Source organism: Actinokineospora xionganensis, assembly GCF_014323725.1.
In the GTDB taxonomy this organism is placed as follows: Bacteria; Actinomycetota; Actinomycetes; order Mycobacteriales; family Pseudonocardiaceae; genus Actinokineospora; species Actinokineospora xionganensis.
In genome coordinates, this window is the sequence record NZ_JABVED010000013.1 from 17,668 (window position 1) to 31,934 (window position 14,267).

11 protein-coding genes are annotated in these 14,267 nt (G+C 69.9%); 2 read left to right on the forward strand and 9 right to left on the reverse strand.

Annotation, left to right across the window (positions count from 1 at the left end; genetic code table 11):
• Positions 1–4: 4 nt before the first annotated feature.
• Together GPZ80_RS21905 and GPZ80_RS21910 are read right to left on the reverse strand one after the other, a co-directional pair.
• Positions 5–2,410, reverse strand: coding sequence for a PEP/pyruvate-binding domain-containing protein (locus tag GPZ80_RS21905; RefSeq protein ID WP_187222881.1), 2,406 nt, complete (start codon positions 2,408–2,410; stop codon positions 5–7).
• A 45-nt stretch (positions 2,411–2,455) separates the two neighbouring features.
• Complete coding sequence (locus GPZ80_RS21910; protein WP_187222882.1) at positions 2,456–3,781, reverse strand: lysine N(6)-hydroxylase/L-ornithine N(5)-oxygenase family protein; 1,326 nt, start codon at positions 3,779–3,781, stop codon at positions 2,456–2,458.
• Between the two features lie 115 nt (positions 3,782–3,896).
• On the opposite strand from GPZ80_RS21910, the gene GPZ80_RS21915 reads away from it, so the two are divergent.
• Entirely contained in the window at positions 3,897–4,832 is a 936-nt protein-coding gene (locus GPZ80_RS21915; protein WP_187222883.1) for a methionyl-tRNA formyltransferase, read from the forward strand.
• Between the two features lie 23 nt (positions 4,833–4,855).
• Here GPZ80_RS21915 and GPZ80_RS21920 read toward each other — a convergent pair whose 3' ends face one another.
• The 7 genes from GPZ80_RS21920 to GPZ80_RS21950 form a co-directional block, all read right to left on the reverse strand.
• The gene (locus GPZ80_RS21920; RefSeq protein WP_187222884.1) at positions 4,856–5,767 is read right to left on the reverse strand and encodes a glutaminase; all 912 of its coding nucleotides are present in this window, start codon (positions 5,765–5,767) and stop codon (positions 4,856–4,858) included.
• A gap of 283 nt (positions 5,768–6,050) precedes the next feature.
• Complete coding sequence (locus GPZ80_RS21925) at positions 6,051–7,679, reverse strand: monocarboxylic acid transporter (RefSeq protein ID WP_187222885.1); 1,629 nt, start codon at positions 7,677–7,679, stop codon at positions 6,051–6,053.
• Entirely contained in the window at positions 7,676–8,020 is a 345-nt protein-coding gene (locus tag GPZ80_RS21930; RefSeq protein ID WP_187222886.1) for a DUF485 domain-containing protein, read from the reverse strand. Before GPZ80_RS21930 ends, GPZ80_RS21925 begins: the two co-directional genes overlap by 4 nt.
• 69 nt (positions 8,021–8,089) lie before the next feature.
• Positions 8,090–9,853 carry a sodium/solute symporter gene (locus tag GPZ80_RS21935; RefSeq protein WP_187222887.1) on the reverse strand — a complete coding sequence of 588 codons (1,764 nt, stop codon included), beginning with the start codon at positions 9,851–9,853 and terminating at the stop codon, positions 8,090–8,092.
• Positions 9,850–10,206 carry a hypothetical protein gene (locus tag GPZ80_RS21940; RefSeq protein WP_091382217.1) on the reverse strand — a complete coding sequence of 119 codons (357 nt, stop codon included), beginning with the start codon at positions 10,204–10,206 and terminating at the stop codon, positions 9,850–9,852. Before GPZ80_RS21940 ends, GPZ80_RS21935 begins: the two co-directional genes overlap by 4 nt.
• The gene (locus tag GPZ80_RS21945; protein WP_187222888.1) at positions 10,206–10,994 is read right to left on the reverse strand and encodes a LytR/AlgR family response regulator transcription factor; all 789 of its coding nucleotides are present in this window, start codon (positions 10,992–10,994) and stop codon (positions 10,206–10,208) included. The genes GPZ80_RS21940 and GPZ80_RS21945 overlap by 1 nt, the downstream gene beginning before the upstream one ends.
• Entirely contained in the window at positions 10,991–12,067 is a 1,077-nt protein-coding gene (locus GPZ80_RS21950) for a sensor histidine kinase (RefSeq protein WP_187222889.1), read from the reverse strand. The genes GPZ80_RS21945 and GPZ80_RS21950 overlap by 4 nt, the downstream gene beginning before the upstream one ends.
• 147 nt (positions 12,068–12,214) lie before the next feature.
• Between GPZ80_RS21950 and acs the strand changes: the two genes are divergently transcribed.
• The gene (acs, locus tag GPZ80_RS21955) at positions 12,215–14,164 is read left to right on the forward strand and encodes an acetate--CoA ligase (protein ID WP_187222890.1); all 1,950 of its coding nucleotides are present in this window, start codon (positions 12,215–12,217) and stop codon (positions 14,162–14,164) included.
• The last annotated feature ends 103 nt before the right edge of the window (positions 14,165–14,267 follow it).

Here is a 14,267-nt window from a genome sequence, read left to right on the forward strand (position 1 = left end):
TCTCCTAGCGGTCGGGTTCGCCCACCAGTGTGACTGTCCCCTTTCCGCCGTCGATACGGACGTGGTCGCCCGTGGACAGCCGGGCGGTCGCGTTGCCGCAGCCGACCACCGCCGGGATGCCGAGTTCGCGGGCGACGATCGCGGCGTGCGAGAGGGGGGCGCCGACATCGGTGACGATCGCCGCGGCCCGGGGGAACAGTGGCGTCCACCCGACGTTGGTCACCGCGGTCACCAGGATCTCGCCTTCCCGCAGCGCTTCCGCTTCCTCCACAGTGGACACGACGCGGGCGGTGCCGGTGACGATGCCCGCCGCGCCCGGGAAGCCGGTGATCTCCTCGCCCATCGGTGCGTGCTCGGCGGTCTCGTCGTAGAGGTCCGTGCGACGGTTCGGATCGGCAGCCCAGGCGACCGGGTCGAACCGGCCGCGGATCAGCGTCGGGTACGCGGGCAGCGCGCCGTAGCGGTCGTAGGCCGCGCGGGCGGCCGGGACCCTCGCCAACCGGGACTCGTCGCCGTCGAGGACCGCGACGATGTCGTCGACCGGGAGGAAGAACAGGTCGTCGCCACGGCCGGTCAGCTCCCCGGCACGCAGCACGAACGCGCGGAGCACCCAGAAGGCGCGCACCATCTCCGAGCGGGCCCGCTCGCGTGCCCTGGCCACGTCGGCCGCCTTGCCGACCGCCTTGCGGATCGCCGCCGCCTTCCCCGGGTGCCGCTCGACGAGCCGGGCCCACGCCTCGTCGCGGGTCGCCGCCTGGCGCTTGAGCAGGGTGTCCGGGTCGAGGTCGCCGACGCGGTCGAGGAGCCGGTCGATCCAGGCCGGATCCTCGGCGGGGCGCGGTTCGGACAGCTCGAACTCGTCGGGGCCGCGGTGGCCCCAGGTAGCGGCGTAGGTGTCGTGGTCGATCTCGCCGCGCCGCAGCTGGGCCAATCCGAGCAGCGGACCGAGGCTGGCCAGCTCGCCACCCGCCCCTTGCAGGCCCGTGAGCAGCGCGGTCGTGTCATCGGGGCCGACCAGCTTGGTCAGCCGCCGTTGGACCTTGTCGGGTCCGGCGCCGCGGGCGCCCGCGTCGAGTATTCGGCAGGTCTCGCGGAGCAGTGTGTCGAGGTCGGAGCGCCACAGCGCGGCCAACTCGTCGAGCCGCCGCGCCGCGCGGATCCGCTCGTGCAGGGACGCGCACCGGGCGGGTGTCTCGGCGAGGAGCTGGGGCAGCCGCTTGCGGTAGGCGATGGCTTCGCGGACGAAGGGCACGGCCGCGCGCAGCACCGCGAGGCGTGACATCGGCAGCGGAGGGATCTCGACGCCGTCGGGGAGGCGGCCGAGGGTCTGCTCACCGGCCCGGCGGGCGATCTTGCCCAGCCCGACAGCGCTCGCGGCGGCCGTGGAGACGCTGAGATTGAGGTAGAACCGGCCGCCGAGGTTGCCCGTGATCCGGTACTCCCCGACCTTCGCCGAGGAGAGGATCTTCACCACCGACCAGGTGGCCGGGGTCATCACGCTCGGCACGGCCTCGCCGAGATTCACGCAGGTCCACAGGTAGTCGCCGCCGAGGCTGTCGTTCCACACCTCGGGCTCGACCCGCAGCGTGGTGATCGGGCGCGCCTGCAGAACGCTGAACCGTCCATTGTGGAGCGCCCACTCGACGTCCATCGGTGTGCCGTAGAGGTTCTCGATCCGAGTCCCCAGCGCCGCGAGTTCGATGGCCTGCGCGTCGGTGAGGACGGGGGCGCGGCGGCGGTCCTCGGGCACCGCCTCGTCGCCGGTGCCGTCGGCGGTGCGCACGGTCATCACGGTCTTCTCGGCGATCTCACGCCCGAGCACCCTTCCGTCGCTGACGACGTGCGTGTCCGGGGTGACCACGCCGCCCACCACGGCCTCGCCCAGACCCCAGGCGGAGTTGATCACCTGTTCGCCGCGCGCGCCGGTCAGCGGGTTGGCGGTGAACAACACGCCCGCGGCGTCCGCGGGCACGAGTTCCTGCACCACCACCGCCAGGGCGACGCCGTCGGTCTCGACGCCGTTGTGCGCCCGGTAGGCGACGGCCCGCTCGGTCCACAGCGACGCCCAGCAGCGGGCGACCGCGTCGAGCAGCGCGTCGGGCCCGGTGACGTTGAGGAACGTGTCGTGCTGGCCGGCGAACGACAGGTCGGGCAGGTCCTCCGCGGTCGCCGACGACCGCACCGCGACCGGCCCTTCGCCATACGCGGCCAGAATCGCCGAGGCGACCCCTGGCGGCATCTCGCCGCCCGCCGCCACGAATGCCCGGTAAGCGCTGGTCGTGACGTGGAAGCCGGGTGGCACCGGCTGGCCCGCGCGGGCCAGACGCGCCAAGGAAGCGCCCTTGCCGCCGACTGTGGCGAGGTCAGCGGCCGGATCGTCGAGCGGGAGGATCAGCACATCGTCGGGCATGCGCCCATACAACCAAAAGCGCGCCCGCCCGGTCGGCCGAACGGATCAGCCGAGCGTGCTCAGGGCGAGTTCCGCGGCGGGAACCAGAGCCCGGTCTCCGCGCAGGATCGCGTCGAGGATCTCCCCGGACCGCACGGCGTTGTTCGACAGCAGCGACGAGGTGATGCCGTGCGAGTGCTCGGTGGCCCCGCCCTGCACGTAGATCCCGGCGGCGACGTCAGCGCAGGTGCGCACGCGGTAGTCGCGGGACACCTGGAGCCTGCCCTGGTCGTCACGCGCGCACTCGCCCGCCAGATCGCCAAGCAGGGCAAGGGAATCGTCGCCGCGGTAGCCGGTGGCGTAGACGACGACGTCGGCGTCGAGCACGGTGCGCTCACCGGAGGTCATCGACTCGACGGTGACCCGCACGCGGTCGCCGAGGTCGGCGACGTCGACCGGGCGGGACACGTTGAACATGCGCAGCCGCGGCTTGCCGAGGACTTTCTCCTGGTACATCCGCTTGTAAAGGTCGTCGATGAGGTCGATGTCGACGACGGAGTAGTTGGTGTTCGCGTGATAGTCCATGATCTTGCGCTTGGCCTCTTCCGGCGCGAGGTAGTACTCGTCGACCGCGGCCGGGTCGAACACCCGGTTGGCGAACGCGCTGTCGTCGGCCGGGCTGTAGCCGAAGCGGGAGAACACCGAGCACACCTCGGCCTCGCCGAACTTGGTGTGCAGGAAGGCGGTCGCCTCGGCGGCGCTCTGACCCGCGCCGACCACGACGAAGCGTTTCGCGGCATCGGGGACGTGGTCAATGTCGCGCAGAAGTGTGCTGTTGTGCCAGATCCGCTCGCCCGGGCTGACGCCGTCGGGCAGGTTGGGCCGTAAACCGGTGGCCAGGACCAGGTTGCGGGCCCGGACGGTCTTCGGCTCCCCGCCGACGGTGGGCCGGGACACGACGTCGAAGTACGCCACCGTCCCGTCGACCACGACCGGGTTCACCGCGGCGACCTCCTGACCGTAGAGCACCTGGTCGGCCATTTTCGCCGCGCACCACTCGAAGTAGTCGTGGAACTCGACGCGCAGCGGGAACAGGCTCTTGTGGTTGACGAAGTCGATGAGCCTGCCGCGGCTGTGCAGGTACGACACGAAGCTGAACTCGCTGGTCGGGTTCCGCAGGGTGACCAGGTCTTTCAGGAACGACACCTGCATCGTCGCGTCGTCGAGGAGCATCCCCCGATGCCAGCCGAATTTCGGCTGGCGCTCGAGAAACCGCGCGGTGAGGGGCGTGGCCGCCGTCGCGTTGTGCTCGGTGAGAGCGATCGCGAGACTCAGGTTCGACGGGCCGAAGCCCACGCCCACGACGTCGTAGACCGGTGTATCGACCCGCATCTGTGACCTACCCATCCCCTAGTGGCGGTACCCGAACAAAGGTCACCCTAACCTAAGTTAAGTTAGGCTCAGCTTCGCCCGACCGGGTGACGTGCACCACGAGGAGGAAACGCCCATGCGGGTGGTCATGTTCGGGTACCAGACGTGGGGTCACCGGACTCTGCAGGCGTTGCTCCAGTCGGAGCACGAGGTCGTGCTGGTGGTGACCCACCCGCGGTCCGACCACGCCTACGAGAAGATCTGGTCCGATTCGGTCGCCGACCTGGCCACGTCGCACGGCGTCGAGGTCATGCTCAAGACGCGGCCGGACGAAGACGTGATGTCGCGGCTGCAGCAACTCGAGCCGGACCTGATCGTGGCGAACAACTGGCGCACCTGGATCCCGCCGAAGATCTTCACCCTCCCCCGGCACGGCACCCTGAACGTGCACGACTCGCTGCTGCCCGCGTACGCGGGTTTCTCCCCGCTGATCTGGGCCCTCATCAACGGTGAGAAGGAAGTGGGCCTGACCGCGCACATGATGGACGACGACCTCGACGCGGGCGCGATCGTCCTGCAGCGGTCCATCCCGGTCGGTCCCCGCGACACCACGACCGACCTGTTCCACAAGACGGTCGACCTGATCGCGCCGGTCGTCACCGAGGCGATCGACCTCATCGCCTCCGGCACCGCGATGCTGACCCCGCAGGACCGGTCGAAGGCCACGTTCTTCCACAAGCGCGCGATCGAGGACAGCCGCATCGACTGGACCTGGTCGGCCGAGGAACTCGACCGACTGGTCCGCGCCCAGTCCGACCCGTACCCGAACGCTTTCACCTTCCACAACGGAAAGCGGCTGCGCATCGTCGAGGCGTCGGTCTCACGGGCCCGCTACGGCGGCACCCCGGGCCGGGTCTTCATCCGCGAGGGCGACGGCGTGGTCATCGTCGCGGGCCCCGAGGCCCGGCGTGGACAGAGCCCGGGCCTGGTCATCGAACGAGTCCGCACTGACGACGACCGCGAACTCGCCGCCACCGACTACTTTCGCAACATGGGCGGATACCTCGGCTAGGTCGTGTCCTGTGGACGACATGCCTAGAACACGGACCAGCCGGTCAGCGTGGTGAACCGGTCCAGGGCGGCGACGCCCCGGACCGAGTTGCCGTGGGTGTCCAGGCCGGGGCTCCAGACACAGATGGTGCACCGGCCTGGGATCACCGCCAGGATGCCGCCGCCGACGCCGCTCTTGGCAGGCACACCGACGCGGTAGGCGAACTCGCCCGCGGCGTCGTAGGTACCGCAGGTGAGCATGATCGCGTTGAGCCGCTTGGCCTGGCTGCGGGTCAGCAGCCGACTGCCGTCGGCGCGCATGCCATGGCGGGCCAGGAACAGTCCCGACAGGGCGACGTCGCGGCAGCTCATCATGATCGCGCACTGTCGCACGTACTGGTCGGCGACCGTCACGACGGGGTTGCGCATGTTGCCGTAGGACGCCATGAAGTGCGCCAGGGCCAGGTTCCGGTCGCTCTGGGTGATCTCGGAGTCGCGGACCTCGGTGTCCACGCGAACGGCGAGGTTGCCACTCTCGGCCCGCAGGAAGGTGAGCAGCTCAGCGGCGGCGTCACCGACGATGGAGGCGAGGTGGTCGGTGGTGACCATGGCGCCTGCGTTGATGAACGGGTTGCGCGGGATGCCGGCTTCGTTCTCCAACTGCACCAGCGAGTTGAACGGGTTGCCGGAGGGCTCCTTGCCGACCCGGTCCCAGAGCGATTCCTCGTCGCGGGCCAGGACCATGGCCAGGGTGAAGACCTTGGAGATGCTCTGCAGGGAGAACGGCGTCTCCCAGTCCCCCACCCCGGTGACCGTGCCGTCGATGTCGGCCACCGCGATCCCGAACTTCGTCGTGTCGACCCCGGCGAGCGCGGGAATGTAGTCCGCCGGGGCTCCATGTGGGACGGCCTCGGAGACCTCGGTGTGGATGGCTTCGAGCAGCGCTGGGATATGCACGGCGCAATAGTGACAGCGCTCGGGTGGTATCAGCCATCCTGACCAGCAGGTGGGTGGGGCTTATGGCTTCACCGACTTGCGACTTGGGTTTGGCGGCTTGGCGGGCCGGCGGGTGAGTGCCTGTTTTGGGTGGTTCGGCCCGTTGCGATCCGGGCTGGTCGGCGATCGACAGCGTTCATCGACCGCGTCTGACCACACCGAACCTTCGCCATCGCACCACAAAGAAGCCAGGCATGGGTCGGGGGCGCGCCGTCCTCCGCGGATGGCGCACCCCCGGGTCTCGCTAGTGCGCGGTCGCCTTTTCGGCGTGCGCACCGGTCAGGGCTCGGACCTCCATCTCCGCGTACTTCTCCGCGTCAGTGCCGCCCTTCGACAGCACCGTGCCGAGCCAGCCGAGGAAGAAGGCCAGCGGGATCGACACCAGGCCCGGGTTTTCCAGGGGGAACCAGTGGAAGTCGACACCCTTGATCATCGACGGGGTCGAGGCCGTCGCGGGCTTGCCGGACACCGCGGGCGAGAAGATGATCAAAACGATGCTCGACACCAGACCGCCGTAGATGCTCCATAGTGCGCCGCTGGTGTTGAAGCGCTTCCAGAATAGCGAGTACACGATGGTCGGCAGGTTCGCCGACGCCGCCACGGCGAAGGCCAGGGCCACCAGGAACGCGATGTTCTGTCCATTCGCGACGATTCCGCCGCCGATCGCGACCAGGCCGATCACCACCGCCGTGATCCGGGCGACGCGCACCTCCTGGGCCTTGTCGTCGACCTTGCCCTTCTTGATGATGTTGGCGTAGATGTCGTGTGCGAACGACGCCGACGCGGTGATGGTCAGACCCGCCACCACGGCCAGGATCGTGGCGAACGCGACCGCGGCGATCAGGCCGAGCAGCACCGGTCCACCAAGTGCCTGCGCCAGCAGCGGTGCGGCCGAGTTGGCCTTGCCGGGCGCGTTCTTGATGGCCTCCGGACCGACCAGGGCGCCCGCGCCGTAGCCCAGCACCAGGGTGAACAGGTAGAAGATGCCGATGAGCCAGATGGCCCACACGACCGAGCGGCGCGCTTCCTTCGCCGTGGGCACGGTGTAGAAGCGCATAAGGATGTGCGGCAGACCCGCGGTTCCCAGCACCAGCGCCAGACCCAGCGAGATGAAGTCGAGCTTGCTGGTCTCCGACTTGCCGTACTGGTTGCCCGGGTTGAGCAGCGCCTCACCGTTCGCGCCACCCGCGTCGACAGCGGCGCCAAGCAAGGTGGACAGGTTGAAGCCGAACTTCGCCAGGACCCAGATCGTCATCGCGAGCCCACCGGTGATCAGCAGCGCGGCCTTGATGATCTGCACCCAGGTGGTGCCCTTCATCCCGCCGACCAGCACATAGATGATCATGATGACGCCGACCAGGGTGATGACCACCGACTGCCCGGTCTTGCCGCTGATTCCCAGCAGCAGCGCGACAAGTCCGCCCGCGCCCGCCATCTGCGCCAGCAGGTAGAAGAACGAGACAACCAAAGTGGACGTCGCTGCCGCGGCGCGCACGGGGCGCTGCTTCATCCGGAAGGCGAGCACGTCGCCCATCGTGTACTTGCCGGTGTTGCGCAGCAGTTCCGCCACCAGCAGCAACGCGACCAGCCAGGCCACCAGGAAGCCGATGGAGTACAGGAAGCCGTCGTAGCCGTTGAGCGCGATAGCGCCCGCGATGCCGAGGAACGACGCCGCCGACAGGTAGTCGCCCGCGATGGCGACACCGTTCTGCGGGCCGGTGAACGAACGCCCGCCCGCGTAGTAGTCAGCCGCGGTCTTGGTGGTGCGGCTGGCGCGGAAGACGATGACCATGGTGATCGCGACGAAGACGCCGAAGATGCCGATGTTCAGGACCGGGTTGCCGGAGACCTCGGCGGCGAGTTGAGTGCTCATGCGTCTTCACCCTCGATCTCCTTGCGAATCTTCTCCGCGGCCGGGTCGAGGTTCTTGGTGGCGTGCCGGACATACAGCATCGTGATGGCGAACGTCGAGACGAACTGCAGCAGTCCCAACACCAGCCCGACGTTGATGTTGCCCCACAGCTTGATGGACATGAAGCCGTGCGCGTAGTCGGCGAGCAGCACGTACGCCATGTACCAGAGGAAGAACAGCGCGGTCATCGGGAAGACGAACCCGCGCAACCGCTTGCGCAGCGACCCGAACTCAGGACTTTGCTGGATCTCCGTCCAGGCCGGATGCTGCGGTGGACCGACCGCGGGGTCTGTGATGGTCATTGCGGGCCTCCGTCAACGGGGATTCGGGTTACCCGTGACCGTAGGAAGATCAGGACCCGCGAGATCCGCTCAGCGGCCCAGACGTCGAGTGATGCGACGAACGGCGGACGAACGGCGCGCCTGCCAAGACAAGTGGCCCAGGTCACGTCCTGGCCCCGGTCGGGCGTGCTGCTCCTCGCCCAGGTGCAGGCGCAGCATCGCGGCCGCCGCCCACGACGGCGGACGGCCGAACAGTGACACCCCGATCATGGTGGCGAACGCCAGCGGCACCGACCACGGTGCGGGCTGGGCGACCAGAATCGCTTGCCAGCCAGTCAGTTCTCCGCCGAACAGAGTAACGGCGATTGCTCCCGCCGAGGCCAGCAAACCGACGGTGACCCCCGCGAGCGCGCCCGCCTTGGTCAGCTTGGACCACCAGATGCCCAACACCAGCAGCGGACAGAAGGTCGACGCGGCGACGGTGAACCCCCACGTGACCAGCACGCCCGCGTCGATCCGCGCCGACGGCAGCGCCAGCATCACCACGACCGCCGCGGCGGCGAACACCGTGCCCCGCAACCGGTTCAGCCCGCCGGGCAGCAGGTCGTGGGCGATCGCGCCGGACACCACCAGCAGCAGGCCCAGCGACGTCGCCAGGAACGCGGCGAACGCGCCCGCGGTGAGCAGGCCGGTGAACACATCACCCCAGCCACCGGATTCCACTTGGGACGGCAGGGCGACCACGGCGGTGTCGGTGGTTCCCGCCAGGTAGAGCTGCGGCACCAGGACTTTCGCCAGCGTGCCGTAGATGCCGGGGAACAGGTAGAAGATGCTGAGCAGCCCGACGGTGATCGCGGCGGTACGCCTGGCCGCGCGGCCGTCCGGGCTGGTGTGGAACCGGACGAGCACGTGCGGCAGCCCCATCGTGCCCAGCATGGTGGCGATCAGGATCGCCCAAGTCCCCAACAGCGGGTATCCGGCGTGGCGCAGGTCGAGCAGCGGCCGCTGCCAGCCCGGCCCGCCAGGCGCGGCGCCCCCGCGGGCCTGGGGCACCGCCGTCCCCTCGGCGAAGACCAGGGTGCTCCCGGACGTCGCCCGCAGCTCCCCCGGCGGCAGGGTCTCGCGGCTGCCGTCGCGGCCGATGACCGTGGTGGGCTCACGCAGTTCCAGGGTGACGTCGAGCTGGAAGTCGACCGGGGTGTCCTTGGCGAAATGGGTGAACTCCACGGGGTGCACCGCCTCGTGCCGCACCTCGGGACCGACCTGGATGAGCAGCCAGGCCGCGGGCACGATGAACAGCAGCATCTTGAGGTAGAACTGGAACGCCTGCACGTAGGTCGCCGCGCGCATCCCACCCAGCGCGAGAGTGATGCTCACAGCGGCGGCCGCGATCACCACACCCACCCAGTACTGGCTGCCGCTCACCGCCGACAGCACCAGCCCGGCCGTGCGGAACTGCGGCACCAGGTAGAGCCCACCGATCACCAGGACGACGACCGCCGACAGCTTGCGCAGCGTATGGGAGGCGAGCCGCGCGACCGCGAAGTCAGGCACCGTCAGCGCGCCCGAGCGGCGCATGGGCGCGGCCACCAGGACCAGCATCGCGACGTAGCCCGCGGTGAACCCGACGGGGTACCACAGCGCGCCCATGCCGTCCTTGACCACGAGACCGGCGATCCCGAGGAACGACGCCGCCGAGAGGTACTCCCCCGACACCGCCGCCGAGTTCAGCAACGGCGACACCCGTCGGGACGCGACCAGGAAGTCCGAGGTGGTGCGCATGGCCGCGATGCCGCGCAACCCGATCAGCAGCGTGACCAGCACGACCGGGGCGACGGAGAGGAAGGCGATCATGCGGTTTCGTCGGCGGACTCGGCCCGCTCGGCCCGGCGCAGCTGCCAGGCCGCGATCCCCACCATCAGCGGGTACGGCAGCGCGCCCATCGCCAGCCACGACACGGGGATGCCGAGCAGCCGGACGTCGTCGAGCGCGGGCCACGCGGCGAGGACCGCCGGGATGCCCAGCAGCAGGGACACCAGCAGCACCAAGGGAAGCAGAGCGCGCCTGCGCTGAACGGCGTAGACCCGCATCGCCCGTTGGACGTCGTCCGGGTCGAGCGCGGGCGGGCGCCACGCGGTGTGAACCCGGCGGCGGGCGTGCGCGATCCGCGTCTGCGGACTGGTCACCGCGACCCGCCGCGAGGGCATCAGCCCCGCCCGCCCAACTCGCCGCGCTGGGCCGCGTGCAGAAGCCGTTCCCGCAGCTCACGGGCATGGCGACGGCTGACCGGGACGTCGCCGAGGTCGGTGTGCGCCAGCATGCCGCCGACGGCGTCGCTGCGCAGCTCCCGGACCGCGTCGATGGCCACCAGGAATCCTCTGTGGACCCGGGCGAACCCGGCGCCCTCCCAGTACTCCAGCAGCCGTGAGATCGGCATCCGCACCAGGTGCACCCCGCCGCGGGTGTGCAGCCGCACGTAGTCGCCCTGCGCCTCGACGAACTCGACGTCGCCGCGGCGCACGTAGCGGATGCGGCCCTCGCTCTCCACCGGCAGCACGGGCATGGCGTCGGGCTTGGCCGGGCTGGTGTCGTCCGGCGCGGAGACGGGCTCCGGGATCTCGACCGGCGTGACCATTCGCGCGACGCGGCTCAGGGTGGTGGCCAGCCGTTCCGCCCGCACGGGTTTGAGCAGGTAGTCGACCGCGCCGATGCCGTAGGCGGACACCGCGTGCCCGTCGTAGGCGGTGACGAACACGATCACCGGCGGCTTGCTGAGCTTGGACAGCAGCGACGCCAGTTCGAGGCCGTTCATGCCTGGCATGGAGATGTCGAGGAACACCGCATGGAACTCGCCGCCCTCGATCATCCGCAGCGCGGTCAGCGCGTCGCCCGCGGCGGCCACCCCGGCCACCTCGGGCGCGTCGCGCAGCAGCCTGCACAGCTCGTCCAGCGCCGCCTTGACGTCGTCGACGGCGAGCACCCGCATGCCGCTCATGTGGCCACCCCGGGCTGGAACACCGGCACCCGCACGACAACCCTGGTCCCGGCCTCGGGCGCGGTCTCCACGACGAGTCCGTACCAGGCGCCGTAGACGTTGCGCAGCCGTCTGTCCACATTGGCCAGTCCGATGCTGCCCGTGGTCCCGTGCCCGGCCAGGATCGCCTCGGCGACCGACGGGTCCATGCCGACCCCGTCGTCCTCCACGCTGATCACGCAGTCGTTGCCCTCCGACTCGCCGCGGACCTGTACGACCCCGTCGCCCGCGCGGGGCTCGATCCCGTGCCGGACCGCGTTCTCCACCAATGGCTGCAACACCAGGTACGGGATGGTGACCGCGAGAACTTCGGGGGCCACCCGGATCTGAACGCGCAGACGGTCGCCGAGCACGGCCCGCTGCAGCGCGAGGTAGGTCTCGATGGCGTGGAACTCGTCGGCGACGGTTGTGAACTCGCCATGGCTGGCCAGGCTGTACCGGTTGTAGTCGGCGAAGTCGAGCATCAGCTCGCGGGACCGCTCCGGGTCGGAGTGCACGAGCGAGGCGATGACGGTCAGCGCGTTGTAGACGAAGTGCGGCGACATCTCCGCGCGCAGTGCCCGCAGCTCCGCCTGCGCGGCGTACTCGGCGGACACCTCCAGGCGGGCCCGTTCGAGCGCGGCGACGATCCAGTCGGCCACCTCGCGCACGGCCCCGGCGCGGATCTGGCCGGACACGACCAGCACGCCCGCGAGTTCGTCGTGCACGTGCAGGGGAACTGCCAGGAGCGGCGCACGGCCCGCGCGGGTGTCGGTGTGCAGGACCTCTTGGACGAGCACGGTCACCCGGTCTTGCGGGGCGGCGGTGCCCGCCCACACCGGGCGGCCCGACAGGTCGGCCAGGGCGACACCGTCCACATCGAGCAGCAGTCGCACGCCGCGGGCCACCGCCCGCACCCGCGGCCCAGAGAGCCCATCGGCCAGGTCGTCGGCGATCTGCCGCGCGGTGCCGAGCACCGAAGCCGCGTCGGTGCGCGCCCAGGGTGGCCACGGCCGCCGGGGCGGACGCACCTGTGGCTGCGCGGGCACTGACATGGGTTGATGTTAGGCGACGGCGGTCCGTTCTCGTCCACTCGTCGACCGTTCGTCCCCGAGCCGACACCGTCCGTCGCTGATCATCTCCGGCCGGGTCCGCGCCGTCCTAGCGTGGCGGCCTGCGCACCGGGACGGCGGGAGAACGCGATGACCACGGACAGTTTGTCGAACCTGATGGACGAGCGGCGCACGTTCGCGCCGGACAGCGGCTTCGCGGCCGCCGCGAACGTGGACGCGGGCTGGTACACCGCGGCCGACGCCGACCGGGAGGGCTTCTGGGCGGCCCAGGCGCGCAGGCTGTCGTGGGAGTCCGAATGGTCGAGCGTGCTGGACTGGTCGGACGCACCGGTCGCCAAGTGGTTCGTCGGCGGGAGGCTCAACGTCGCCTACAACTGCGTCGACCGGCACGTCGAGGCGGGCCTTGGCGACCGCGTGGCGATCCACTGGGAGGGCGAGTCGGGCGACGGGCGCACGATCACCTACGCCGACCTGCTGCGTGAGGTGTCGAAGACGGCGAACGCGCTGGTGTCACTGGGTTTGCGCGCGGGCGACCGGGTCGCGATCCAGCTGCCGATGATCCCCGAGGCGATCTACGCGATGCTCGCCTGCGCCCGGCTCGGCCTGGTGCACAGTGTGGTCTTCGGCGGGTTCTCCCCCACCGCGCTGCGCTCCCGCGTCGACGACGCCCAAGCCCGGCTGCTGATCACTTCCGACGGGCAGTTCCGCCGGGGCAACGCCGCCCCGATGAAGGCCAACACCGACGAGGCGATCGCCGGATGCGCGTCGATCGAGCACGTCCTCGTGGTTCGGCGCACGGGGTCCACTGTGGAGTGGACAGAGGGCCGCGACGTGTGGTGGCACGACCTGGTCGACGGTCAGTCCGACACCCACACCCCGGAAGCGTTCGACGCCGAGCACCCGCTGTTCATCCTCTACACCTCGGGCACCACCGGAAACCCCAAGGGCATCCTGCACACCAGCGGCGGATACCTGACCCAGGTGGCCTACACCCACCACGCGGTCTTCGACCTCAAACCGGAAACCGACGTGTACTGGTGCACGGCGGACATCGGCTGGGTCACCGGCCACTCCTACATCGTCTACGGCCCGCTGGCCAACGGCGCGACGCAGGTCGTCTACGAGGGCACGCCGGACAGCCCGCACCAGGGCAGGCACTTCGAGATCATCCAGAAGTACGGGGTGTCCATTTACTACACGGCGCCCACCCTGATCCGCACGTTCATGAAGTGGGGCGACGAGATCCCGGCGGGCTACGACCTGTCGTCGCTGCGGCTGCTGGGCTCGGTCGGCGAGCCGATCAACCCGGAAGCCTGGATGTGGTACCGCGAACACCTCGGCGGCCAACGCTGCCCGATCGTCGACACGTGGTGGCAGACCGAGACCGGCGCGATCATGATCAGCCCCCTGCCGGGCGTCACCAGCACAAAACCCGGCTCGGCGCAGCGGCCACTCCCCGGCGTCGGGGCACGCGTGGTGGACGACGCCGGGGTCGAGGTCGGGCCCGGTGGGGGCGGTTATCTGGTCCTCGACAAGCCATGGCCGTCGATGCTGCGCGGAATCTGGGGCGACGAGGAGCGGTTCCGCTCGACGTACTGGTCGCGCTTCGACGGGTTCTACTTCGCCGGCGACGGCGCCAAGTACGACGCTGACGGTGATATCTGGCTGCTCGGGCGGGTTGACGACGTGATGAACGTGTCGGGGCACCGGATCTCGACCACGGAGGTGGAGTCGGCCCTGGTCTCGCATCCCAGCGTCGCCGAGGCCGCGGTCGTCGGCGCCACCGACGCGACCACGGGCCAGGGCATCGTCGCCTTTGTCATCCTGCGCGGCGGCCAGGACGCCGAAGTCGCGAGCCAACTGCGCGACCACGTCGCGAAGGAGATCGGCCCGATCGCCAAGCCCCGCCAGGTCCTGGTCGTCCCGGAACTACCCAAGACTCGATCCGGCAAGATCATGCGCAGGCTCCTGCGCGACATCGCGGAGAACCGGGCGGTCGGCGACACGACCACTCTGGCCGACTCGTCGGTGATGGCGCTGATCTCCTCGGGCCTCAACCCCGCTGAGCCGCCTGGATGACCTGCTGAACTCCTGTCGCGTCCGGGATCTGGACGAGTTGCGTGCGGTGGTGGGCCGCGCTCGGCCGGCCCCCGCAGCACCGTCGCGAACAAGTGCGGCAGGC